Annotated in this window: 17 protein-coding genes and 1 rRNA gene; 4 read left to right on the top strand and 14 right to left on the bottom strand. The window is 63.7% G+C overall.

Translation table 11 applies throughout. From position 1 onward, the window contains the following. Positions 1-113: 113 nt before the first annotated feature. A complete protein-coding gene (locus JS541_RS08475; RefSeq protein ID WP_214374031.1) occupies positions 114-1,481 on the bottom strand; it encodes an extracellular solute-binding protein in 1,368 nt (455 codons plus the stop codon). Between the two features lie 669 nt (positions 1,482-2,150). Here JS541_RS08475 and JS541_RS08470 point away from each other — a divergent pair. Continuing rightward, positions 2,151-3,200 (top strand): LacI family DNA-binding transcriptional regulator, encoded by a 1,050-nt coding sequence (locus JS541_RS08470; protein ID WP_214374030.1) that lies wholly within the window; start codon positions 2,151-2,153, stop codon positions 3,198-3,200. A 210-nt stretch (positions 3,201-3,410) separates the two neighbouring features. On the opposite strand, the gene JS541_RS08465 is transcribed toward JS541_RS08470, so the two are convergent. The 5 genes from JS541_RS08465 to uxaC form a co-directional block, all read right to left on the bottom strand. Continuing rightward, positions 3,411-4,187 carry a hypothetical protein gene (locus tag JS541_RS08465; RefSeq protein ID WP_214374029.1) on the bottom strand — a complete coding sequence of 259 codons (777 nt, stop codon included), beginning with the start codon at positions 4,185-4,187 and terminating at the stop codon, positions 3,411-3,413. A 202-nt stretch (positions 4,188-4,389) separates the two neighbouring features. Further along, positions 4,390-7,368, bottom strand: coding sequence for a hypothetical protein (locus JS541_RS08460; RefSeq protein ID WP_214374028.1), 2,979 nt, complete (start codon positions 7,366-7,368; stop codon positions 4,390-4,392). Positions 7,369-7,540: 172 nt separating this feature from the next. Next, positions 7,541-8,788: a D-mannonate dehydratase ManD gene (gene manD / locus JS541_RS08455; RefSeq protein ID WP_214374027.1), complete on the bottom strand. Its 1,248-nt coding sequence runs from the start codon at positions 8,786-8,788 to the stop codon at positions 7,541-7,543. A 166-nt stretch (positions 8,789-8,954) separates the two neighbouring features. Beyond that, positions 8,955-10,367 carry a mannitol dehydrogenase family protein gene (locus JS541_RS08450; RefSeq protein ID WP_214374026.1) on the bottom strand — a complete coding sequence of 471 codons (1,413 nt, stop codon included), beginning with the start codon at positions 10,365-10,367 and terminating at the stop codon, positions 8,955-8,957. A 168-nt stretch (positions 10,368-10,535) separates the two neighbouring features. Next, positions 10,536-11,954, bottom strand: coding sequence for a glucuronate isomerase (gene uxaC, locus JS541_RS08445; RefSeq protein ID WP_217625365.1), 1,419 nt, complete (start codon positions 11,952-11,954; stop codon positions 10,536-10,538). Positions 11,955-12,196: 242 nt separating this feature from the next. Between uxaC and JS541_RS08440 the strand changes: the two genes are divergently transcribed. Further along, complete coding sequence (locus tag JS541_RS08440) at positions 12,197-13,306, top strand: LacI family DNA-binding transcriptional regulator (RefSeq protein ID WP_214374025.1); 1,110 nt, start codon at positions 12,197-12,199, stop codon at positions 13,304-13,306. Positions 13,307-13,409: 103 nt separating this feature from the next. Here JS541_RS08440 and JS541_RS08435 read toward each other — a convergent pair whose 3' ends face one another. From JS541_RS08435 to JS541_RS08420, 4 genes are all read right to left on the bottom strand, one after another. After that, positions 13,410-14,960 (bottom strand): glycoside hydrolase family 30 beta sandwich domain-containing protein, encoded by a 1,551-nt coding sequence (locus tag JS541_RS08435; RefSeq protein WP_214374024.1) that lies wholly within the window; start codon positions 14,958-14,960, stop codon positions 13,410-13,412. Between the two features lie 233 nt (positions 14,961-15,193). Continuing rightward, the gene (locus tag JS541_RS08430) at positions 15,194-16,405 is read right to left on the bottom strand and encodes a GNAT family N-acetyltransferase (protein WP_214374023.1); all 1,212 of its coding nucleotides are present in this window, start codon (positions 16,403-16,405) and stop codon (positions 15,194-15,196) included. A 492-nt stretch (positions 16,406-16,897) separates the two neighbouring features. Then, a complete protein-coding gene (locus JS541_RS08425; protein WP_214374022.1) occupies positions 16,898-17,737 on the bottom strand; it encodes a carbohydrate ABC transporter permease in 840 nt (279 codons plus the stop codon). Continuing rightward, entirely contained in the window at positions 17,734-18,588 is an 855-nt protein-coding gene (locus tag JS541_RS08420) for a sugar ABC transporter permease (protein ID WP_214374093.1), read from the bottom strand. The genes JS541_RS08425 and JS541_RS08420 overlap by 4 nt, the downstream gene beginning before the upstream one ends. 329 nt (positions 18,589-18,917) lie before the next feature. On the opposite strand from JS541_RS08420, the gene JS541_RS08415 reads away from it, so the two are divergent. Further along, positions 18,918-19,928 carry a LacI family DNA-binding transcriptional regulator gene (locus tag JS541_RS08415; protein WP_214374021.1) on the top strand — a complete coding sequence of 337 codons (1,011 nt, stop codon included), beginning with the start codon at positions 18,918-18,920 and terminating at the stop codon, positions 19,926-19,928. 273 nt (positions 19,929-20,201) lie between these two features. Here the strand turns inward: JS541_RS08415 and JS541_RS08410 are convergent, their stop codons facing one another. Together JS541_RS08410 and JS541_RS08405 are read right to left on the bottom strand one after the other, a co-directional pair. Continuing rightward, positions 20,202-21,533: an extracellular solute-binding protein gene (locus JS541_RS08410; RefSeq protein WP_214374020.1), complete on the bottom strand. Its 1,332-nt coding sequence runs from the start codon at positions 21,531-21,533 to the stop codon at positions 20,202-20,204. Positions 21,534-21,930: 397 nt separating this feature from the next. Next, on the bottom strand, positions 21,931-22,620 hold the full coding sequence (locus JS541_RS08405) for a histidine phosphatase family protein (protein ID WP_214374019.1): 690 nt from the start codon (positions 22,618-22,620) through the stop codon (positions 21,931-21,933). Between the two features lie 158 nt (positions 22,621-22,778). Between JS541_RS08405 and JS541_RS08400 the strand changes: the two genes are divergently transcribed. Beyond that, positions 22,779-23,156, top strand: coding sequence for a DUF4235 domain-containing protein (locus JS541_RS08400; protein WP_214374018.1), 378 nt, complete (start codon positions 22,779-22,781; stop codon positions 23,154-23,156). 115 nt (positions 23,157-23,271) lie between these two features. Here JS541_RS08400 and JS541_RS08395 read toward each other — a convergent pair whose 3' ends face one another. Further along, positions 23,272-23,523, bottom strand: coding sequence for a hypothetical protein (locus JS541_RS08395; protein ID WP_214374017.1), 252 nt, complete (start codon positions 23,521-23,523; stop codon positions 23,272-23,274). A 100-nt stretch (positions 23,524-23,623) separates the two neighbouring features. Beyond that, positions 23,624-23,740: ribosomal RNA gene (rrf, locus tag JS541_RS08390) — 5S ribosomal RNA — on the bottom strand. Positions 23,741-23,742 lie beyond the last annotated feature (2 nt).

Genomic DNA, 23,742 nt, shown 5'->3' with positions numbered 1-23,742 from the left:
GTTGGGATGGGGAGTGCCCCCTCTTGCGAGGGAGCACTCGTTTTTTCTTGGCTCCCCTTATCGGGGAGCAAGGGTTGGGATGGAGTCAGATCAGAGCGATCGTGACGAGTCGATCACTCGTCGATCTTCTTCCAAGCGTCCTCGTACCACTTCTGCCACAGCTGGTTGTTCTCGTCGAGACCCAGCGGCTGGAGGCCCTTGACGTAGGCGTCCCAGGTCGCGTCGTCATCGGCGCCGCCGTTCTGGATGAACTTGGCGATCTGCGGCATGGCGGCGGTCAGGTAGGTAGCGGAGTTGTTCGACAGCGTGGTGGAGTCGGCGTCGGACGGCAGGAGCGTGATCGGGAAGTAGTCCTTGCCGACGGCTTCGAGGGCCTTGGCGTACACGTCATCGGCTTTCTTCAGACGGGCGGCGGCCTCGTCACCCTTGATGGTGACGGAGTCCGGAATCCAGCCGGCGAAGCGGTCGGCGAACGCCGGGCTCTTGTCGTTGGCGCCGAGGTTGAAGAACTTGGAGTTCACGGTGTAGGTGTCGTCGCCGTCCTTGGTGACCCATTCGCCGAAGGCGCCGAAGCGCTGCTGGATGGAGTTGTCCTTGCCGTCGTACATGGCGTTGATGAGCTTGTAGATCGCGTCCTTGTTCGGAGCGTCGGCGGACACGGCCACGCCGTAGTCCTCGAACGCGCCCTCATCCTGCGAGTGATCGGCGGCCGCGGTCACGCCATCGGCGGAGGCCGGCCATTCGATCGCCTCGTACTGGTCGCGCAGGTCGGCGCCGAAGGCGTTCGGCTCGTTGGTGATCGCGAGGCCCACGGTGGCGGTCTTGCCATCCGACGAACCGGTCAGCGACGCGTAGTACTTGGACGAGTCCTGAGTCAGCGAATCCTTCGGGCTGTAGCCCTTCTCGATCATCGTGTGCAGGAACTCGACGGTCTCGCGAAGCTGGTCGGAGACCAGGTAGTTCTTGACCTTGCCGTTCTCGACGTACGCGCCGAAGCGGGACGGGGAGTTGTTGAACTGCGTGGAGATGCCGGTGGAGTTCAGGAACAGCAGCGGGGACCACCAGCCGATGTCGGAGCCCATGTTGCGCATCGCGTACGGGATCTCGTCGGCCTGGCCGTTGCCGTTCGGGTCCTGCGTCTTGAACGCGTCCATCACCTTGAACAGCTCGTCCCAGGTCTTCGGCACCTGCAGGCCGAGCTTGTCGAGCCAGGTCTTGTTGATGAACAGGTGCTGGCCGGAGGTCTTGTAGTTCTTGCCGGAGTAACGCGGCAGGGTGTAGATCTTGCCGTCAGGGGTGGTGACCATGCCCTTGGCCATCGGCTGCTCCTTGAAGAACGCCTCGACGTTCGGCATCTTGTCGAGATCGTCGGAGAGGTCCTCGAAGAACTGGTACTTCTGGGCGTCGGCCGGGTGGTGCCGCGGATGGTGACGTCGGCCGGGTTGCCGGCGGACAGGGTCGCGGACTTCTGCTGCGTCCACTGGGCGTCGGAGACCTGGGACCATTCGATCGTGCAGCCGCACGCCTTCTCGAGGTCCTTGGTCCACGACATGTTCTTGACGTCCTGGTTGGTCGCGTTCTGGAACATGACCTTGACCAGCGGCTTGCCGTCCTTGTCGACCTGCTTCTTGTCGGCGGAATCGGAACCGCAGCCCGCCAGAATCATGGACATGGCGCCTACGGCCGCGATGGCAGCCATGGCCTTCTTCGCCACACCTTTGTTCGACATCTTGTTTCCTTTCTTGTGCGCGTTCATCGCGCACCGATGCGACTGAGTCCCCGCCCGGCGCGGAAGGAAAAGGAAGAAAACCGTACCGGACAACAACTCAATTATCGGTTCACCTCGTCGTGGGGTTAACGCTAACCAATATAAGGCATAGATTAACGTTTGGCAAATCATGCAGGGAAAAACCGTGAGAGAGCTGGGAAAAATCCCATAAATCGCTTATATTCCAATGGTTTTCTCGATTGCAAATTTTGGCAAGAACCATAGTTTACGGTTAACTTTCGGCGTGTCGCATACTGATCAAATCGCGTATTTGACGAAATGCTGGAATTATCTATATGATTATCGGTAAACAACAGAGATCGTTAACCTAACGTTGGGTTACGATAGAGAAGTTCCATACAAGGTATGCCAAAGGAGCATCATGAAACGAGCCGCCGTCACGCTGAAAGATGTAGCCGCAGCAGCCGGCGTATCGGCCATGACCGCATCCAAGGCCATGCGCAACGCGCCCGGCATCAGCGACGCCACACGCGATCGCATCCAAGCCCTCGCCAAGGAGATGGGCTACACGGCCAACGCGTCGGCCAGCATGCTCAAATCGGGCCGCAGCGGCATCATCCAAGTCATCGTCAACGAATACGACATCCCGTTCTATTCGAAGCTCATCGACGCGCTGTCGAACGCGATCGTCGATCAGGGCATGGTGCCGTTCCTGCAGGAGACCAAGTACCAGCCGGACAACGCGACCACCGCGCTGTCGAACTCGCTGTTCTCCGGCACGCTCGCCGACGGCGTGATCATCCACGCCTCCGGCCTGACCGGCGAACTGGTCGACTCGATCAAGCACGGCCGGCCGGCGCTGTTCATCGACACCTACGAGGAGAAGACGCTCGTCTCCGCGATCATGTTCCCCAACGAGGAGGGCGCACGCGCGGCCGTGCAGCATCTTGCGGCGCAGGGCTGCAAGCGCATCGGCATCGTCGGCCCGCCGTTCATCGACAAGGACGAGCTGCTTACGCGCACCTCGTCACGCAAGCTGCGTCTGCTCGGCGCGAAGTCGGCGCTCATCAACCTCGGACTGCCGTACGACGAATCGGTCGTCATCCCGCTCAAGGGCATGAACGAGACGTACGCGCGCGAGGCGATCCGCGCGCGAGGCCGCGACGGACTGCCGTTCGACGGCCTGTTCTGCCTCAACGACTCCTCCGCGATCGGCACGATCCGCGGACTTGCCGACCTCGGACTGCGCGTGCCGGACGACGTGAAGGTGATCGGTTTCGACGGCGTGACCTCGGGCGAGTTCATCGTGCCGTCGCTGACGACGATCAGCGTCGACCTCAACCAGCTCGCGTCGCTCGCCGTGATGAACCTGCGTCAGCAGATCGAGGCCCCGGCCGGCAAACGCCCCGACCCGACCACCATCACCGTCGGCTACACGCTCACCCCGCGTGAATCCACCGAGGTGCGGTAGTACTTTGCCGGACCTCACCTGACGTGTTTTTGTTCTTGGCTTCCTCGGCTGAGGAAGCTGTCGGCAAAGCCGACTGAGGGAGCGTCGAACCCGTCACATTAAGCCCGTCACAGTACGAGTCCATCACCCCATTCGTATAGCAGAAGGTCTTGCCGAACATGCTTGTCCGGCAAGACCTTCTGCTTATTGGCCCGGTGCTCCGACGAGCCCCTACTCGAACTTGAGGTAGTCGATGAACTGGCGGGCGCGGGTCTTGTTGGTGTCGTTCACGACATTGCTGATGCCTACGATCGCGTCATCCGGCAGGCCGTCGATCGCGATCCAGGTCTTCGACTTCGACAGGTTGAGGCCGTACGCCTTCGCGACGTCGTCGGTCGGCTCGCCCTTCTTGTCGACCAGTGCGCCGGACTGCGCGAGGTCGCTCATGATCGCCTTGGTCTCGCTGTCGCTCACCTTGCCGATCACGCCGCGGCTAACCAGCGATGCGAACGTATTCTTGTTCGCGATCATCATGTTGATGTCGCCGGCCGTGACCATCGTCATCACCTTGGCCGAGTCGTCGGTGTAGCCGTCGCCGCTGATGTCGTACGTGCCGGCGATCGTCACCAATCGATCGTCACTGATCTGTTCCTGCTTGACGAACCCGGACTTGAGTTCGTCCAGTTGAGTGGAATAGTCGTCGAGATCGAAGCCGGCGATCGCCAGTTCCGGCTCCGGCGGCTTCGTGACGAACGTGACGATCAGCGCGATGACGACGATGGTGCCGACGACCGCGGCGGACGTGCCGAGCAGGAAGTGCTGGACGAAGAACGGCCATTTCTCGTCCTTCGGCAGTTCCTTGAACGTCTGCCACTTGGACTGCTTGGCGTACTTGTTCGTGGCGGCGAGCGCGGCGACCGCATCCTGCTGTTCGGCGGTCAGGATGCCGGGGGCCGCTTCATTGCTGCCGTTCGCGCCGGCGCTCCCCAGTTTGTCGTCATCAACCATGTCAGGACCTCCCCTATGCAATGTTCCTGAGTATAGTCGGCAAACTGGGGATCGGCTGGGCGCGGGCCGGACGGCTCACGGCTCACGACTTACGGTTCAGGCGATCAGACCGGCAAGGTCACGCGACGGATCGTTACGGCACCAAACCGTCGCGTGACCAAGCGGGCACGGCCGCGAGCCGCCGGGCAGTTCGACCGGCGGTTCAGGCGAGGACGCCGATGGCGTCGAGCGCGAAGTCGGCGGTGTCCGCGGTGCGGAACGTGACCGTGTGGCGGCCCGGCTTGAGGCCTTCCACACGGAACTGGCAGCGCAGCGAGCCGTTCGTGGCGAACGTCGGTTCGGCGTCGTGCAGCATGTGGCCGTCCACGAACACGTCGAGGCGCGCGCGGCCGTCGCTCGGGCCAAACAGGTCGACGCCGGTGCCGTCGAAGTCGAGCGACACGGACGCGCCGGGCATCTCGGCGCGCGAGATCGTGCGCATGTACGTGAACATGCCCTGGCCGTTGTCGTGCGTCCACGGGCCCTCGTAGCGCAGGATCTGGCGCGAGGAGTCGTCCCACGAGGTCATGTGCATGTCGTCGATGAGCTGCGTGTAGTACGGCGAGGCGCCCGCCACGCGTTCGACGCGCAGGTTCGAGAAGCGCACGTGGTCGAAGCTCGTGCCGAGGTTCACGCGGCCGGCCGACTGCAGCACGGGGTCGGACCACGTCGCGACCTTCGCGCCGTTGACGAACACGGTGGCGGTGGTGCCGGCGACCTCGAGCGCGATCGTGTTCCACTGGTTCGCACCGGGCGCGAACGGGCGCGTGCCCGCCTCGGCCGCACGCTTCTTCAGATCCTCGAGATGGCCGCGGCGCACCTCGTTGCCGAAGTTGCGCAGCAGCCACACGCCGTCGGCGCGGATCTTGAAGTCCACGCCGCAGATGTCGGTGGTGAACTTGTTGCCGCCCATCTCGCGGGCGCCGACCAGCGCGTACGGCGCGCGGCCCGGATAGTCCTCGAACCGCACGTCGACCGTCACGCGGTAGTTCGTCCAGCGCATGTCGCCGATCGCGGTGCGCGGGTCGCCTTCGATCCAGGCGTTGCCGGCGTGCGTCCAGTCGATCTGCTGGCGCAGGACATGGCCGCGTTCGTCGTCGGGGACAATCTCGAACGCGCCGTTCGTGTCGGTCGTGTAGCGCGGGGTCGCGCCGCGATCGCCGCCGCGCGAGGTCAGGTAGTCCTCGTTCACGAGTCGGTCGTGCTTATAGACCTCGACCGGCTGCGCGTCCGTGTACGCGAAATCGTCGGCGTACAGCACGCCGGCCGCAGGATCGACGTCGAGCACGGCGCGGCTGTTTTCGGCCGTGTGCGGCAGGTCGTACGCGAACTCGGGTTTGGGCGTGAGCGTGCCGGTTTCGGGGTCGGGGGACGCCGAGTCGAGCGTGGTCGCGGTGATCATGCTCCACGGTGCGACGGCGATCTCGTATACGGCGGCATCGTTCTTTCCGCCGCCATCCCGACCGGAGAGCATGTCCCCATTGTCATTTCGACCGGAGCGCGCACCCCCATTGTCATTTCGACCGAAGCGAAGCGGAGCGGAGAAATCTTCCGAAGATTTCTCGACTTCGCCTGCGGCTCCGCTCGAAATGACACTCTGTGGGCGCAGGATGGCGACGGGCTTGCGCCAGTTCGCGTCATACGGCTGACCGGGATCGGCCGCGCGGGTTTGCCAGATCGTAAGCGGCTTGCCGGCCGCGGGCAGTGCGGGGTCGACGGCAAGGCGGTAGGTCTTGGTCAGGGAGCTGTCGTTGACGATGATCACGCTCGCGTCGCTGCCGTCGGGCGCGGCAAGGGTGAGGTAGCTCGGCTCGCCGTGGCGCGCACCGGACACCGGGTTGTTGCCGCCGACCTTGCTGCCGCTGGCCTGCGGGATGGCACGCCAGACGGGACGCGCGCCATGTTCCGCAACACCTGTTTCACGTGAAACGCTGTCTGTCGGTTCCCAGCCGAGGTCGGCGAAGCGGGCGAAATGCTCGAGCGCGGCGCAGCCGGCGTCGTAGTACATCCAGCCGCTCCACGGGTCGCGCGCGGAGATCAGCTCCTTCGACGCGTATTCCATATGCTCGTAGCACGAGCCGATCGCCGGCTGGTAGAACGCGGCCGTGCGGCGCGACTCGACGAATCCCTTGATGAGCGTGTTCGCCATCTCCAGCGGGCCGCCGATGCCGCCGATGCCGGTTCCGGTACGCTCCCCCAGCCCATCGTCCATCGTGTTGTTCGGGCGGTCGGCGGAGTTCGAGAACACGGCCTGCGCCTCGGAGTTCCAGATCTCCTTGTCGTATTCGTCGGCGAGACGCTTGAAGTTGCCGTCCGCATCATCCTCGACGGAATAGTGGTATGAGGCCACGTCCATCGCCTTGAGGTAGCGCGGGTTCGCGATCACGTCGCCGCCGAACGTGCCGGTCGTCTCCTCGTCGGACGTGATGACCTTGATCGCGCGGAACAGGTCGCGCTCGGTATCGGAGCGGAATCCGGCGTTCGGATCGTCCGGCCCGTCGCCGAGGAAGCCGTCGGTGTCCGTGTGCACGCGCTCGGCGAATTCGGACACCCAGTCGAGGTCGGCGGTGCGCTCGTTCACGTCCGGGTTCACGGAGTCGACCATCACGCCGTACTCGCGGTAGGCGGCCAGGATCGTGTTCTTGTACCAGCGGTACACGTCGTCGTTGTCGTGCACCCAGGTCGGCGCATGCCAGCGCAGGATGCTCACGTGCACGCCGGGCTGGTAGCGGCGCGCGTCGGCGGCGAGCTGGAAGCCGGGTTCGCGGCGCACCTGCGGGTACTCGTTGCGGTCGCGCATCGTGGCGACGTTCGGGCCGGTGGAGTTGTTGCGGTCGTTGCCCATCTCGATCTTGACGGTGTTCATCATCGGGCGCGGGCCGCCGTACAGCGTACGCACGAGTGTCCAGTACGCGTCCGGGTGTTCGGCCTTGTAGTCCATGAGCAGCGCCGACGTGGCGTTGCCCGAAAGCACGCCGAATCCCTTGTAGGTCAGGCCGTTGCGGTTTTTCGCGGCGGCGGCCACGTCGGCCGCGCGCAGGTTGATCTCGACCGGCGGGTTGCCCGGACGGTTCAAATCGTCCTGCGGTTCCTGCGGCCGTCCTTGCGAATGCCGCGCCGATGTCGTGGTTGCGTTGGTCATGGTTATGTCACGTTCCTCTCGTGTTCGATCGCATACGATCATAAAAAACGGCTGGGCGGAGCCTGCCTGTTTGGCTTCGCCCAGCCGAGGTCAGCTGGAGCTGGCAGTGGTCGTCATCACCCGCAAGGCCGCCCTGCGCGTATCACGCGGCGGTCGTCGCAGGCAACGAGGATCACCACTCGTGCATGGTGCCGTCGAGCAGACGGTCGACCGGCAGCGGGGCCGGCTGGTACGGGTACTTCGCGGCGAGCTTCTCGTCGAAGTCGACGCCCAGACCCGGCTTGTTGCCCGGGTGCAGGTAGCCGTCCTTGAAGGTGTAGGAGGTGTGGAACACCTCGAGCGTCTCGTCGGAGTGCTTCATGTACTCCTGGATGCCGAAGTTCGGGATCGCGAGGTCGAGGTGCAGGTTCGCGGCCATGCCGACCGGGGACACGTCGGTCGGGCCGTGGAAGCCGGAGCGCACGCCGAACAGCTCGGCGAAGGCCATGAGCTTCTTCATGTGGGTCAGACCACCGGTGTGAGTGACGGCGGAGCGCACGTAGTCGATGAGCTGCTCCTCGATCAGCGTGATGTAGTCGGACCAGGAGTTGATGATCTCGCCGATCGCGATCGGGGTGGTGGTGTGCTCGCGCACGATACGCAGGTACTGCTGGTTCTCCTCAGCCGGGGTGGTGTCCTCCATCCAGAACAGGTCGTACGGCTCGAGCAGCTTGCCGAAGCGGGCGGCCTCGATCGGGCGCAGACGGTGGTGGGAGTCGTGCAGCAGGATCAGGTCCTTGCCGTACTTGTTGCGCACTTCCTCGAACACGCCCGGAATGGTGTTGAGGTAGGTGCGGGCGTCCCACACCTCCTCGACCGGGACGGTGGTGCGGCGGGCCGGCTCATAGTCGTAGCGCACGCCCTTCTCGCCCTCGCCCTGCTGGGCGTTGGCGGAGGCGGCGACGCCGTAGGTGGACGGGATGCCCGGCAGCGCGTACTGGATACGGGTGGCCTTGAAGCCCATCTCGCGGTACATGTCGATGCTGTCGTACAGGCTCGGCAGGTCAACGCCGGAGGCGTGCGCGTAGGTCAGGATGCCGGTGCGCGAGGCGCCGCCGAGCAGCTGGTAGACCGGCACGCCGGCCTTCTTGGCCTTGATGTCCCACAGGGCGACGTCGACGGCGGAGATCGCGGCCATGGTGACCGGCCCGCGCTTCCAGTAGGCGCCCTTGTACAGGTACTGCCAGATGTCCTCGATGTTGTCCTCGTCCTTGCCGATCAGCGACGGGGCGATGGTCTTGAGGTATTCCGCGGCGACGAGCTCGCGGCCGTTGAGGGTCGCGTCGCCGAGGCCGACGACGCCGTCGGTGGTGGTGATGCGGAAGACGACGAAGTTACGGCCAGGGCTGGTGACGAAGACTTCGGCTTTTTCGATTGCCATGGTGGTTGGTTCCTTTCATTTTCTTTTCTCGGCTCCCCTTGTCAGGGGAGCTGTCGAACGCAGTGAGACTGAGGGGCAGTCGGGGGTTTGAGCGTACGTTCCGCGTTCTCTCCCCCAGTCGGCTTCGCCGACAGCCCCCTCATCAGAGGGGGCCAAGTATGTAGGATTACTGACGCTTGGCGGCTTCCGCCTCCAGCGCCTCCTTCTGCGCGTCGACCGCGGCGACGAACTCGTCGGAGGCGGCCAGCTCCTTGTCGAGGTAGGCCACGACGTTGCGCGTCGCGTCCGGGCCGTCGGCCTTGGCCAGCGGCAGCACGTCGTCGAGGTACGCGTCCTGCGCGTCGGTCTCGCCGTGCGAGCGCAGGAACAGGATCCACGCGGCGACCGCACGCGCGGCCGGCGTGATCGGCTTGCCGTCGGCGAGCGCCTTCTTGGCGACCGGCGCGATGCGCACCGGCAGCTTCTGCGAGCCGTCGGCCGCGATGCGCAGCAGGCTGTCGTGCATGCGCGGGTTGGAGAAGCGTTCGAGCAGCTTGGCGCGGTAATCGTCGGTGGAGATGGTCAGGTAGCCGCTGGCCAGATCCCACCATTCGTTGACCCACGCGTTCACGGTCGGGTCGGCGATCGCCTCGCCGACGGTGCCGAGTCCGAGCAGCGTGCCGATGTATGCCATCGACGTGTGCGCGCCGTTGAGCAGCCACAGCTTGCGATGCTCGTAGGGGGTCACGTCGTCGGTGATGACCGCGCCGACCTTGTCCCAGGCCGGGCGTCCCTTCGGGAAGTCGCCTTGGATGACCCATTCGATGAACGGCTCGGTGCGCACCGGGAACTCGTCGTACCAGCCGAGTTCGTCGGCGACGGTCTGGCGGTCGGCGTCGGTGGTGCGCGGCGTGATGCGGTCAACCATCGAGGTGGCCCATGCGACGTTCTCGTTGGCCCAGTCGAGCAGGGTCGGGTCGATGGCGGTGATGGCCTGTTCGACGACCTTGCGGAAGGCGGCGCCGTTGCCGGCGAGGTTGTCGCACGGCAGGATCGTGATCGCGCCGGCGTTGGCGGCGCGGCGGGCGAGCAGGCCGGCGGTCACCTTGGCGGGGATCGTGGTCAGTTCGTTGGTGTCGTGGTCGGCCTTGAGCGCGGCGAGATCGGCGGCTACGGCTGGGTTGGCGACGTCGAGGTCGCCGTTGCGGTCGCGCATGTAGCCAGCCTCGGTGACGGTGGACGTGACGATCGCGATGTTCGGATCGGCGAAGTAGCGGCGCATCGCGGCGATGTCGTCGGCGGAGTGGATGGACGAGACGGAGGAGATGACTTCGAAGTGGTCGCCGTCCTGATTGGTGACGATGAGCGTGTAGACGTTGTCCTGCGGGGCGAGCGCGTCGAGCATGACGTTGTCGCCGGCTCGGCCGGTGAACGCGGCGATGCCCCAGTCGGCGGCGTCGGGCGCGTGCTCGGTGTAGTACGCCTGGTGGGCGCGGGTGAAGTTGCCGATGCCGAGGTGCAGGATGCGCTCGGGCGCGGCCTTGCGGCCGTGCTCGGCGCGGTTGAGCCGCGGCTTGGACGTGTATGTTGCTTCGGTCATGATGTTGGTCCTTTGGTTCAGTATCCTCGGCTCCCTCGGCTGGGGGAGCTGGCTCGCGCAGCGAGACTGAGGGAGCGTACACTCAACCAGTTCAAGGGGTGTGGCTACCCCTCAGTCAGCTTCGCTGCCAGCCCCCCCCCTGACAAGGGGAGCCAAGGAGGGCGGAATTTACAGCTTGAACACCTTGGCGGGCTGGTCGGAGACCGCGTCGTGCACGATCTTCAGGCCTTCCTCGAGGCTGAGGCGGTGGTCGGCGACGAGCGTTGCCACGAACCGCGAGGTCAGGCGGCGGTTCATGTCGTGGCGGGCCGGGATCGAGCACAGCGCGCGCGTGTCGTCGATGAAGCCGGACAGCTTGGTGAATCCGGCCGCGGTCACGACCGCCTGGAAGTAGCGCAGGATCGGCTCCGGCGCGTCGATGAACCACCACGGGGCGCCGACGTACAGTGCCGGGTAGAAGCCGGCGAGGGGCCCAAGCGAGCGGGAGTATTCGGTTTCGTCCATCGTGAACGCGACGAAGTGGAAGTCCGGGTTGTTGCCGTACTCGTTGAGCAGCGGGCGCAGGCCGGCCGCGAAGTCGACCTTGTCGGGGATGTCGGCGCCGGTGTCGGGACCGAAATCGACGAAGTTGCGATAGTCGTAGTTGCGGTAGACGGCCGGGTGAATGGTCATCGTCAGGCCGTCGGACTGGGCGAGGCGAGCCTGGTCGTTCACAAAATGACGGCGCAGACGGGTCGCGTCTTCCGCGCTGATCGCGCCCTTGAGCGCCTGCGCGTACAGTTCGCGGGCTTCGGCGTCGGTCAGTCGAGCGGTGCCGGCGTCGGCGTGCGAGTGGTCGGACGCGACCGCGCCGTGCTCCTTGAAGTACAGGCGACGGCGGCGCATGGCCTCGTAGTAGCCGTCGTACGTGGAGGTGTCCACGCCGGCCGCCTTGCCGAGCGCGGCGACGAGTTCCGGCCAGTCGACGCGGGCCGGCTCGAGGTACTTGTCGGGGCGGAAGCACGGGGCGACGCGCACGCCGAACTCCTTGTCGGCCGCGACCTGATCATGCAGATGCAGGTCGTCGACCGGATCGTCGGTGGTGGAGATGAAGCTGATGTTGAACTTCTTGACGAGCTTGCGGGTCGTGAAGTCGTCGGTGGCGAGCAGCGCGTTGAGTTCGTCGTAGATCTCGCCGGCCGTTTCGGGACCGAACTGCTTGGTGATGCCGAAGACGTTGCGCAGCGAATCCTCGAACCAGTAGCGCATCGGCGTGCCGGCGAACGCGGCCCAGTGCTTGCCGAGCAGCAGGAACGCGTTGCGCGCCTGTTCGGGGGTGAAGTCCTTCTGGTTGACGCCGAGGTCGGCGAGGCTTTCGCCGCAGGTGTGCAGCACGCGGGTCACGTAGTGGTCGGGCGTGATGAACAGGCTGGTCGGATCGGAGAAGTGCTGTTCTTCGGCGAACCAGCTGATCGGCACGTGGCCGTGCGGGGAGATGATCGGCAGGTCCTTCACCGATTCGTACAGCGTGCGGGCGATGTCGCGCGTGGGCTGTTCGGGGGGAAGCAGACGATCGGGATTCAAATCAAACTGCACTGGTTGAGTCATGGCTCCATAGTCCCACCTTGGCAACAAACCGCCCATTTGTTGCCACAGTTTGCCGCCATCGATGCAGCATTCCCCTTCTGCACAATGGAAAAACGCGTGCCGGCGCGCCTCCCGACGCATAATTTCCGCCATCCACAACCCGCGCACGGCAACATTTGGCAACAAGCAGCGGCGATCAGCAGTACGATGTACTTGAACAGCAGCGATCAGATCACCATCCAACGCCGGAGGCACGAGCATCCATGAGCAACGACGACACCGCGCGCGAATCAACACACCAGCCAGCACAGGGACTCGAGCAGCAGCCAGCACAGGAGACCGCCCATCATCATCCCTCCCCCACCCCGCACCGCCGCGCCCGCGTGACGATCCGCGACGTGGCCGAGGCCGCCGGCGTCGCGCCGTCGACCGTCTCGCGCGCGTTCGCCAGACCCGGCCGGGTCAGCGCGGAAACGACCGCGCACATCCGCGACGTGGCGGAACGACTCGGCTACCGGGCCGGCACGATCACCGCGCAGACCGCCGCGAACGACGGCGAGCCGAACGGCCTGCTCGCGATCGTCGTGGCCGACCTGCGCAACCCGGTGTACGCCGACTACACGCGCAGCGCCCAGCACCAGTGCCTGCGCAACGGCTACGGCCTGATGGTCATCGATTCGGAGGAGACCGACAAGCTCGAAAAAGCCGCGCTGCAGTCGGCCAGCAAGCATATCGACGGGATCATCCTCGCCTCGTCGCGACTGTCGGACGCAGGTATCCGCAAGCTGGCCGAAATCAAGCCGCTCGTCGCGATCAACCGGTCGATCCAGGGCATCCAGTCGGTGATCGCGGACCCGACCGCCGGCATGGAACAGGCGATCTCGCGGCTCGCGCAGCTCGGCCACGAATCGCTGTCGTATCTGGCCGGTCCGGAGTCGTCGTGGCAGGACGGCGTACGCTGGCGCACATTGACGGCGATCTGCGGACGGCACGGCGTGCGCGTGCGGCGGATCAGCGCGAGCGAACCGACGTTCCACGGCGGATTCCTGTGCGGCGAGGCGTTCGTGCGCAATCCGACGAGCGCGGTGCTGGCCTACAACGACATCATGGCGATCGGATTCGTCACGTCGATGCAGGCGCGGCGGATCTCCGTCCCGGGCGACGTATCGGTGGTCGGGATCGACGACATCCAGCTGGGCGCACTCGTGACGCCAACACTGTCGACCGTGCATCTGGCGCGGTACCGGGCCGGCGAGACGGCGGTCGAGGAGGTGCTCGCGGCGGTGCGGCACGTCAACGACCCGCGCAACATGCGGCCGATCATGTTCGACTCGCATTTCGTGGAGCGCGACAGCATCGGCATCGCGCGGTGAGCTGACCGGCGGCCGCACAGCAGCGGGGCAATTCCCCCGGCATGATACGAAAACGCCCCGCCGGCGCGCATGCGTCAACGGGGCAACAAACACACAGGAACGATCAGAACAGCGTCTCGTCGTGGTCGTCGACCGGGTGCGGCGTGTAGGTGATCTTGAACTCGTCGTCGGCCGGGGCCTCGGACTCGTTGACCGGATGCTGCGACTTGTGCAGGCTCACGGTGCCGTACGCCGGAACCGTGACCTTCTGCCAGCGCGCGCCCTCGCCGTTGATCGTCACCGCGGCCTCGATGTCCTCGCCGGTCGGGTTGTACAGGATCGCCGCGAGGTCGCCGGTCGCATCGTTGACGAACGCGACCGAGCCGAGTCCGCCGTGGCGTCCGTCCGGCGTGCGGTTGGTGGAGGCGACACGCTGCGAGCCGACGGTGACGTCCTGTCCGTAGTTGCGCAGCATGAAGTACTCGAGGTTGCGCTTGACCTTGCCGGTGGACGAGTCGATGGTGATGACGCCGCGGCGGCCGGACGTGCCGGCCCAGCTCGGGAAGCCCTGCTCGTCGAGCGCCATGTTCCACAGGTTGATCAGGCCGATGCCGTTGCGCACGAGCCACGTGCCGATCTCGCCGAACATGACGTGGCTGGCCTCGTCGACGGTTTCGTCGAGCATGCAGCGGCGTTCGGTCATCGCGGCCTTCCACTGCGGGAACTGGCGGGTGCCGTTGTGGATCCACTCGGGCAGGCCGGAGTAGGTGTGGAACGCGGCGCCGGCGAACGCGTTGGCCTGCGCGGGGGTCATGTATTCGCTCACCGGGCGCTGGTAGAAGCGCAGGGAGTCGTCGCCGAAGTAGATCTCGACGTCCGGGAACGTGCGGTCGAGCGCCGGGCGCAGGTATTCACTGCCCCACTTGGCGAGTTCCTCGGGCGTCCACACGGTGATCGGCCACGGGCAGCCGTTGCTCGGCTCGTTCTGCATGGTGACGGACGTGATGCGGATGCCGTACTTGGCGTACGCGGCGATGAACTTGACGAAGTACTGCGCGTACACGTAGTCGATGGTGTCCTGGTAGCGGTAGCCGTTGCCGACGAATTCGCCGAGGCGCAGGCGGCCGGAGCCGTCGAGTCGGTTGGAGGTCTTCATCCACGCCGGTGCGGACCACGGAGAGGCCATGATCTTGACGGCCGGGTTGATCGCGACGATCTCCTGCAGGACGGGGATGACGTTCTTGAGGTCCTTGGTCGCGTCGGGCGCGCCCGGCTCGCCTTCGCCGATGGAGAAGTAGTTGAGGCCGGCGTCGGCGACGACGCCTTCCGGCAGATCGTCGTAGGAGTAGTACTTCTGGCTGGAGAAGTCGCAGGCGCCGATGGAGATGCGCACGGACGAGAAGCCGCCCTGTTCGGGATCGAACATTTCGGTGAGGATCGCGTGGCGCTGTTCGGCGGTCATCGACTGCATGAACAGCGATGCGGACGAGTCGGTGATGGCCGCGCCGCAGCCTTCCCAGTACTGGTAGCGGCGGGTCGGGTCGATGACGACGGTTTGCGCACCGTTATGATCATTTTCGATCACCGGCGTTGCGATCGGCTTGCGGCGGTCGGTCAGATCGCCGGTCGTGCGCGTCCAGTATTCGTATGCGAATGGATTACGGGCCTCAGTCATGAGGATCACTCCCTCGTGTTGTTGTGCGATATCCACGATTCGATCACTGCGATCGCATCGCAACCTCTAAACGATCACTATTATACACAACTAATCACACGACAGTCCAAAACAATCTCTTTTTATCACTTTTGATCACTCTTGCTGCCGTCGATGGGGAGCGTGGCGGTCAGCCGATCGCTACGCTCCTGCCTATCGACATCGCACCCGTCACCAGCACGCGCGCCGATCGGTTAGTTGAGGTCGGGCCAGTACCAGCACATCGGCAGCGGGAACCAGCCAGCCGGCGCGACCGGCAGATCGTGGCGGAAGCGCGCGCCGAGGCCGAGCAGCAGATCCTGCGCGTCCATGTGCGACAGACGCGGCGCATCCGGATCGGCAGTGCGTTCGACCGTGACGGATTGGCGGCCGGTCGTGCGATCGAGACCGCTTCCGACCACCGCATGACCGTCATCGTCCGCCTCGCGTTCGCTCACGGTGATGGTGACCGGCTGGCCGTCGAGCACGGCGCTGAACCGCCCCGGCTCCAGCCGCCACAGCCGCGCGGCGGCAGATAGATAGGCGTCAAGCACCGTCGCGTAATCGAAGATGGTGCACCGGCACAGGCATCCGATCTTCGTATCTTCGCCGAACGCGGCAAACTGCTCGTTGAGCGCGGCGTCGGTGGGCGAGACGCGCACCGTGAACGCCTCCTTGCGGCAGACTGCGAGCGAGGCGAGATACGCCTTGGCGACGGCCGGCGCGTCGGCCGGATCGGCCAGCGCGATTTCGCGCACGACGCTCGGATCGGCGAGCGCACGGATGAGATAGCCGATCGGCTCGCCGTTGCGGTCGATGGCGATCGCCTCGCTGTTCAGATAGGTGCAGATTCGATCAATCACGGGCAGCGGGCGTTCGGCATACACCAGACGTGCGCGGTTGAGCCGGTCGGCGAGCTGCGCGTCGCCGTCCCGAGAGAACAACGTGCGGAACGTGATGCCGGCTGTATCGACGCCGGCAAGCGCGTGCTTGGCGCAGGATTGGTTGACCGAGTAGGTGTAGTCGTATCCGCACGGCGTGTAGCCGAAGTACGCGTAGCGGTGGCGCAGTCCCCACAGCACCATCAGATCAGTGTTGCCCTCGGCGCGCAGTTCGTCGTGCCACATTCCGATGAGCCTGCCCATATGGCCTTCGCCGCGGCTGCGGGGATGGACGCAGACGCAGCCGAGGAACATGACGTTGAGTTGCCTGCCGCCCACGTGCATGGTCTGCGGATAGACACCCACCGAGGCGACGATGCGGCCGGTCGTCTCGTCCACGGCGACCTTGTGCCGGGACGCGAGCGTTTCGCCGCTTTCCGCATAGGCTTTGGCCAGGATCTTCTGGGCCTGCATGCCGAACGCGTAGTTGATGAGATCCACGATCTCGTCGGTTTCCTCAGGTTTGGCATCACGATATACCGTCATCTGCGCACCTTCTATCATGAATGATCGTTATTGAGCAGTTTTAATCATCCTTCCGGGTATGAGTTCACCACCCTCTCGCGACAACGCGAAAGGTACGCGCTTGAGGGACACCAGCTCACGGCTACCCGGCGCAAGGCATGGAATTGAGCACTCCCGTCGCGGTGCGACACGGGATATGAGCTCATCTTCGACGGACGCCGACCGCTCGGCTGCGAAGGGCACAGCGGACAGATGAAACAGGGGGCAAGAACAACGAACGGGAGCGGTGAAAGCGCCATATCTTTCAGCGCTTTCACCGCTCCCGGTACTGCAATTACGGACTCGGCTACCGCCGAGGCTCAGTGTTGGCTCGGCGGCAAAGCCGCCTCGCTACAGGTGCCGCCGGAACGAAACGGACTCGCCGTTGGCGAGCGTAAGCCGCTCGACGGGCAAGCCGTCTCGCTACAGGAGCGGCCGGGAAGCCCACCGGGCTTCCCTAAAGGGCTGACTTTGTCAGCCCTTTACCGCTCCCGTCATTACACCCTTCACGATGTACTTCTGGCAGATCAGGTAGAAGACGATGATCGGCACGATCGCGAGCACGAGGCACGCCATCATCGCGCCCATGTCCACCGAGCCGTAGCCGCCCTTCAAGTACTGCACGGCCACGGAGATCGTCTTGTACTTGCCCAGGTCGAGCGTCAGGTACGGCAGCAGGTAGTCGTTCCAGATCCACATGGCCTGCAGGATCGCGACGGACACGATCGACGGCTTCATGATCGGCACGACGATCTGGAAGAAGATACGCGGCACCGACGCGCCGTCGATCATCGCGGATTCCTCCAGCGAGGCCGGAATGCCCTTGACCACGCCGGTGAAAATGAACACGGCCAGGCCCGCGCCGAAGCCGAGGTACACGAAGCACAATCCCCACGGGGTGTTGAGCTTCAGCGTGTCCGCGATCTTGGACAACGTGAACATCACCATCTGGAACGGCACGATCATGTTGAACAGGAACAGCGTGTACAGCAGTTTCGCCGCCCAGTTGTTCACGCGCACGATCCACCACGCACACATCGAGGTGCACAGCAGGATCAGCACCACCGATCCAACCGTGATGAGCAGCGTCCAGCCGAAGCTGGCGAAGAAATCGGTCGTTTCGATGCCGCGCGTGTAGTTCTCCAGCCCGACGAACGCCTTGCCGGCCGGCAGCGAGAACGCGTTGCGCGAGATGTACGCCTTCTGCTTGAACGAGTTGATGAACACGAGGACGATCGGGAACACCCACGCGATCGAGATGAGCGAGAACAGCGCCGTCCATGCGGCTGCGTGCTTCGGCTTGTCGGAGATCATGCCTCCACCTCCTTGCTGGTGGTGAGTTTGTTCTGGATGAGCGCGACAACGGCCACGAGCACGAAGAACAGCACGGCCTTCGCCTGGCCGACGCCTTCCCAGCCGACGCGCCCGTAGAACGTGCGGGTGATGTTCATCGCGAGGCCTTCCGACATGTTGCTCGGCGCGCCGTTGGTGAGCGCGAGGTTCTGGTCGTACAGCTTGAATCCATTGGTGACGCACAGGAACGAGCACACGGTGATCGACGGCATCATGAGCGGAATGATGATCTTGAACATGGTCTGCGATCCGCTCGCACCGTCGACCGCGGCGGCCTCGAGCACGTCGGTCGGCAGCGACTGCATGCCGGCGATGTAGATGATCATCATGTAGCCGATCTGCTGCCAGCTGACGAGGATCACAAGTCCCCAGAAGCCGTAGCTCGCCTTGTAGGTGAGCGAGCGCGCCCAGTGCGCGAGGACGCCGTTGAGCAGCAGCATCCAGATATAGCCGAGGATGATGCCGCCGATCAGGTTCGGCATGAAGAAGACGGAACGGAAGATGTTCGATCCCTTGATGGCCTTGGTGAGCATGTATGCGATCGCGAACGCGGCCACGTTGATGATGACGGTCGTGACGACGGTGAGCGCGGTCGAGAAGCCGAGCGCGTGCAGGAACTCCTTGTCCTTGAACGCGCGCGCGTAGTTCTTCAGTCCGACGAACTCGGCGTCGGTGACGGTGGTGAACTTGCAGAAGCTCAGATACACGCCCATGATGAACGGGACCACGAACCCGATGATGAATGCGGCGAACGTTGGCAGCGCGAACAGCGCCCACCATTTACGTATCGCCTTGCCGGCCATGCTGATCATACCGTGCTTCTTCCTGTCTGCTGGGTGAGCCTGCGTACGGCTGCGTGCGGTCGGCTCGGGATGGATGATTGCAAATTCAGCCAACGATTGCTGATTTGCAGTGCTGACCACAGGATAACAGGGCGACAGCCATATGTCAAACGTTGTCATTTTCTGCGTTTTACGACGGCGGATTCGCTGTAATCGAACTGAAAAATCCAAGTAATTCCAAGTATTTACCGACTGCAAACGCCGTCATTTTGATAATGCAAATGTTTGCACTCAGCTACCGATGCAAACGCTTGCTGTAGAATACTCAAGAATCGCCCACAAGGAGAAACGAACAACCCATGCCAGCAACCATCCAAGACGTCGCGCAAGCCGCGAACGTGTCCATTTCCACTGTGTCCCGCTCGTTCACTCGTCCCGAACTCGTGTCCAAAAAGACACGCGACAAGGTGCTGCGCATCGCCGATGAGCTGAACTTCTCACTCTCTCGTTCGGCCGCCGCGCTCAAGTCCGGCAGGTCGCTGCGCATCGCGCTGCTGGTGAGCGACCATCTCAACCTGTGGTTCTCCGCGTCCGTGATCGAAGGTCTCAACCAAGTGCTGCACGCCGAAGGCTACGACATCTCGATCTTCCAAATCTCCAGCACCGAGGAACGCCACGAGTTCTTCGACATGCTGCCCGTGCGCCGCAACGCGGACGCGGTCATCGTCACCTCGTTCGACATCTACAAGGAGGAGGTCGGCCAGCTCGCCAACATCGACGTGCCCACGATCGGCATCAACTCGACCTCCCCGAACACGCGCGTCTTCAACGCCGCGGTCAACATCGACGATCATCAGGGATCCGTCCTCGCCGCGCGCCATCTCATGTCGCTCGGCCATCGCGACATCGTGTACGTGCGCACCAACCGCGAGGTCTCGCTGCATTTCAGCGTGCAGGACCGCTTCGAGTCGTTCATGGCCGCGTGCGAGGCGGAAGGCGTCACGCCGCGCGTCATCACGGCCGGCGAGGGCAAGGACCGCATCAGCCGCGTGGCGACGGAACTGCTGAGCCTGCCGCAGTTGCCGACCGCGATCGCATGCCAGGAGGACGGCATCGCGATCCCGCTGCTGTTCCAGCTGGAACGCAACGGCGTGAGCGTGCCGAACGACGTATCGATCATCGGATACGACGACAGTTTCTACGCGAAGGATCTCGGATTGACGACGATCCGGCAGGAGCCGGTCAAGATGGCGATGACGGCCGCGCAGATGGCGCTCGACCTGATCGACGAGAAGCCGGTCGACGATCCGTTCCGCGTGGTGCCGGCGCAGCTCATCATCCGCGCATCCACCGCCCGCCCGCGCAAGTAGCGGCAGTCGCCCCACCTGTCATTTCGACCGAGCGCAGCGAGCGGAGAAATCTTCCCGCAGCGACCTCGGCAAGATTTCTCGACTCGGCTCCGCCTCGCTCGACATGACAGGAATGAAGCATATAACGGCAAGCAAAAGGCCGGAATCCCGCATGATCGCGGGGTTCCGGCCTTGCGTATACTCCGACCGGTCAGCCGACCCGCGCCCCGAGGAAAGGAGAAGGAGGAAAAACTCGGGACGCGAGCCGTACAATCGGTTCGGATTCGGGTGAACTCAGTGCGAGTTCTCGTATTCGGAGGCCCAGCCGTCGACGAACGCGGTCTTGACCGCATTCCAGTCGCCGGTGCCCTGGGCGTACCGCAGCAGCGCCTGGCCGACGCCGTTCTTCCACTCTTCGGACGGCATCATGGTGAAGTTCCACGAGACGGCGGTCTTGCCGGACTTCTGGTCCTCGACGGCGGCCTGGGTGAGCGGGTTGTCGGAGGTGACGTCGTCGAAGGTCTTGAACGGCGTGGTGAAGCCCATGTCAGTGGACAGCGACTTCTTGCCGGTGTCGGAGGTGATGACCCACTTGAGGAAGTCCTCGGTGGCCTTCTTGTCGGCGTCTGACGCCTTCTCGTTGATGCACCAGTAGTTCTCGGAACCGGTCGCGAGGCCCTGCTTCTCCTCGCCCTTGGCGCCGATGTAGATCGGCATCATGCCGAGCGAGTCGGCGCTCATGCCGGCCTTCTGCAGGTCGGTCCACGCCCACGTGCCGTTCTGGTAGAACGCGGCCTCGCCGAGCGCAAACTCGGAGTTCGCGTCGTCGCCGGTCTTGGAGCTCAGCTGGGTCGGCTCGGTGGTCGAATCGGTGATGTACAGGTCGAAGATCTTCTTGTAGTTCGGCAGGTAGGTGCCCTTGATGGTCGCCGGCTGTTCGGTGACGTTGTCGTCCTTGAACTCGTAGTACAGCGGCAGGTTGGCGAGGTGCGTCTTGAAGCGCCAGTCGGAGCTGGAGTCGAAGCCGGCGGACGTGAACGCGCCCTTGATGCCGAGCTCGTCCTTGCGGGCCTGCATGTCGTCGGCCACGGCCTTGAGCGTGTCGAAGTTGTCGATCTCGTCGACGGACTTCGCCTTCGCGCCGTCAAGCGCGAAGTACTTGTTGAGGATGTCCTTGTTGTAGATGATGCCGTAGGTTTCCATCACGTACGGCACGCCGACGACCTTGTCGCCATCCTTGAGCGCGACGTCCTGGTTGTTGAGTTCCTTGTAGATGTCGGTGTCCTTCAGGTCGGCCGTGTACGACTTCCAGTTCTGGTAGCCGACCGGACCGTTGACTTGGAACAGCGTGGGCGCGTCGGTCTTGGCGATCTCGGACTTCAGGGTCTGCTCGTAGGTGCCGGACGCGGCGGTCTGCACCTTGACCTCGGTACCAGTTTCCTTGGTGTATTCCTTGGCCAGCGCGGTCCACTGGTCGGCGGCTTCCGGCTTGAAGTTCAGGTAGTAGACCTTGCCTTTGGCATCGTCGGACGAGTTGGAGCTGTTGCCGCATGCGGCGAGCGCGCCGACCGACATCGCGGCGATCGCGACCATGCCCACCGCCGACTTGAACGTACGATTCATCATCGAACCTTTCTTCTGTTTCCTGCCGCAATTGGCGGCCAGTCGATGCCTGCTGTGGGCACCGTTACCACTTGACGAAACCTATTGTGCATCAGATCCCACCGTTTTGCAAACGATAGCAAGAGGCCACTGGCTGATTTTGGATTACCTTTGCAAGTTTTTTTGCAGTGTTTTCTATGATTTTCTGCCACGCTGTTACGATATTTAATGCAAACATTTGCAACGTTGTTTACGCTCACAGTACCGTTATTCTGCAAACGTACTCACTCACAGTCCGACGACTGTCCGATCGGTCGCGCACGCCCTGCAAACAACACGGGCCGGCGTGTCGAATCACACGCCGGCCCGGTGGTTCCCCAGCTCCGTCAAACGTCTGCGTCAGCAATCAGTCAACAAGCAGTCAGCAGTTCCAGCGTTCGATCACGCGGTCGCCCTTGTACACTGACAGCACCGAATAATGCGCCGTATCGAACCGCAGCAGCCGTCCCAGATGCGGATCCAATCCCAGCCAGCGCATCGTCAGGATGCGCAGCACATGCGCATGCGCCACGAACAGCACGTTGCGCCCTTCCGCCAGTCTCGGCAGCGCCGCATCGATCGCAAGCTGCACGCGCTCGTATACATCCTCGACCGTCTCCCCCGGACCGTTATGCACCGGCACGCGTTCGCCGGACGGCAGCGTCTCCGTCCAATCGCCCTCCATCGCCTGATCCAGCGCCTGCGGACCGTCACGCCATACATCCCACTCGCCGCCGTGCATCTGCTGCACGGTCACGCGCGTGCGGCCCTCCGCACGGCCGTAGTCCCACTCCATCAGCGCGTCCAGCGGCTGCGGGTCGAATCCCGCCAGCAGCACGGTCTGCTGGGCACGACGCAACGGACTGGCGAACACGCACCCCTCGCCGAATCCCTGCGGGAACCGTTCGCGCAGTCGCTCCCCCGCATCGCGCGCCTGCTGCTCGCCCACGTCGGTCAGCGGGATGTTGGTACGGCCCGTGTATTGGCCGGATTCGCTCCACACTGTCTGGCCGTGCCGCATCAGCACCAGACGTCCTCTGATCGCTCCATTGCCATCGTTTGTTGTGCTCATAGCGACTACTCTACTCAACGCATGGCCCGTGCAACACCAAGTACCCATCACGCACCCATCGCACCCGTTTTCTCACTGACGGTTTGCTCTCATTGGAAGCCCTTCCAACGCCACTCGCCGACCTGCACGGCGTCGCTACCTCGCAAAATAATGGTGGCATGACCGAATACCAGACCGAGTCGACCGCGGACCGTATCGTCGCGGGGTTCGACAAGATCAACGAAAAGGTGGATGCCATGCGCGCCGAACGACTCAACGATCCGGATTCCCTCGGCGACAAGCTGCTCAAGTCCGCCTTGCCGTCCGTGGCGGGATTCGTGGCCGGCAAGGCGTTCACGCTGCTGTGGAACCGCGGCAAGTCGCGGCGTGCGGCCGGCAAGCTCGGCGACGGCGTGGTCGACGAGCAGGAAAGCTTCGTGATGAGTCTACTGTTCGCGGCACTGTCCGCCGCGCTCGGTGCGGTGGTGTCGCAACTGTCCGACCGCGGATCGCAGGCGATCGTCGACCGTCGTCACCGTCGCCGTTCCTCTCGCTGACAGCAGCATCGTCACCTCATACGCATGTGGCAATCCCATTACTCGAATGCGGGAAACGCTCACTGATGAGCCGTCAGCGAGTGTTTCCCGCCACTCACATTCCAGCCCTAGCAGTTTATCGACGGCGAGGTTTGTAACCTTTTTTACGCGAGTGCGGCTTGAGCTGTTGGTTGAGCGGCACCGCACGATAGCTGGTTTTCGGATCCCGATGGGTCAGATGCCAGGTGCCGCAGAATTCGCACCGATACACCCATAATTCCGCTCCTCGCTCGATCAGGCTTTGATCGGCGGCACGCTGCGCCTGTGCCTTGTCGTGATACATGATCTTGTTCGACTCGGTACAACGCTTGGGTGTGAAGTAATGCATAATAAGCCCGAGTGTAGGTGATTCCCTTGTCAATCGGGTGGGTGAATATGGGAGGGCCCCGGGAGCGTGTTGCTCGACCGGGGTCCTTCGTGACGTGTAAATGCGGCGGCGTGCTACTCTCCCACACCCTGTCGAGTGCAGTACCATCGCCGTGCCAGGCCTTAGCTTCCGGGTTCGGAATGGGACCGGGCGTCTCACCTGGGCCATGACCGCCGCAAA

It is taken from the genome of Bifidobacterium sp. SO1, from assembly GCF_018555335.1.
Lineage (GTDB): Bacteria > Actinomycetota > Actinomycetes > Actinomycetales > Bifidobacteriaceae > Bifidobacterium > Bifidobacterium simiiventris.
This window is presented reverse-complemented; position numbering and strand designations above follow the sequence as displayed.

Bases quoted from the DNA above. Each gene is read 5' to 3' on its own strand.
- JS541_RS08470 (WP_214374030.1), top strand. From the start codon at position 2,151: ATGAAACGAGCCGCCGTCACGCTGAAAGATGTAGCCGCAGCAGCCGGC.
- JS541_RS08465 (WP_214374029.1), bottom strand. From the start codon at position 4,187: ATGGTTGATGACGACAAACTGGGGAGCGCCGGCGCGAACGGCAGCAAT.
- JS541_RS08460 (WP_214374028.1), bottom strand. From the start codon at position 7,368: ATGACCAACGCAACCACGACATCGGCGCGGCATTCGCAAGGACGGCCG.
- manD (WP_214374027.1), bottom strand. From the start codon at position 8,788: ATGGCAATCGAAAAAGCCGAAGTCTTCGTCACCAGCCCTGGCCGTAAC.
- JS541_RS08450 (WP_214374026.1), bottom strand. From the start codon at position 10,367: ATGACCGAAGCAACATACACGTCCAAGCCGCGGCTCAACCGCGCCGAG.
- uxaC (WP_217625365.1), bottom strand. From the start codon at position 11,954: ATGACTCAACCAGTGCAGTTTGATTTGAATCCCGATCGTCTGCTTCCC.
- JS541_RS08440 (WP_214374025.1), top strand. From the start codon at position 12,197: ATGAGCAACGACGACACCGCGCGCGAATCAACACACCAGCCAGCACAG.
- JS541_RS08435 (WP_214374024.1), bottom strand. From the start codon at position 14,960: ATGACTGAGGCCCGTAATCCATTCGCATACGAATACTGGACGCGCACG.
- JS541_RS08430 (WP_214374023.1), bottom strand. From the start codon at position 16,405: ATGACGGTATATCGTGATGCCAAACCTGAGGAAACCGACGAGATCGTG.
- JS541_RS08425 (WP_214374022.1), bottom strand. From the start codon at position 17,737: ATGATCTCCGACAAGCCGAAGCACGCAGCCGCATGGACGGCGCTGTTC.
- JS541_RS08420 (WP_214374093.1), bottom strand. From the start codon at position 18,588: ATGATCAGCATGGCCGGCAAGGCGATACGTAAATGGTGGGCGCTGTTC.
- JS541_RS08415 (WP_214374021.1), top strand. From the start codon at position 18,918: ATGCCAGCAACCATCCAAGACGTCGCGCAAGCCGCGAACGTGTCCATT.
- JS541_RS08410 (WP_214374020.1), bottom strand. From the start codon at position 21,533: ATGATGAATCGTACGTTCAAGTCGGCGGTGGGCATGGTCGCGATCGCC.
- JS541_RS08405 (WP_214374019.1), bottom strand. From the start codon at position 22,620: ATGAGCACAACAAACGATGGCAATGGAGCGATCAGAGGACGTCTGGTG.
- JS541_RS08400 (WP_214374018.1), top strand. From the start codon at position 22,779: ATGACCGAATACCAGACCGAGTCGACCGCGGACCGTATCGTCGCGGGG.
- JS541_RS08395 (WP_214374017.1), bottom strand. From the start codon at position 23,523: ATGCATTACTTCACACCCAAGCGTTGTACCGAGTCGAACAAGATCATG.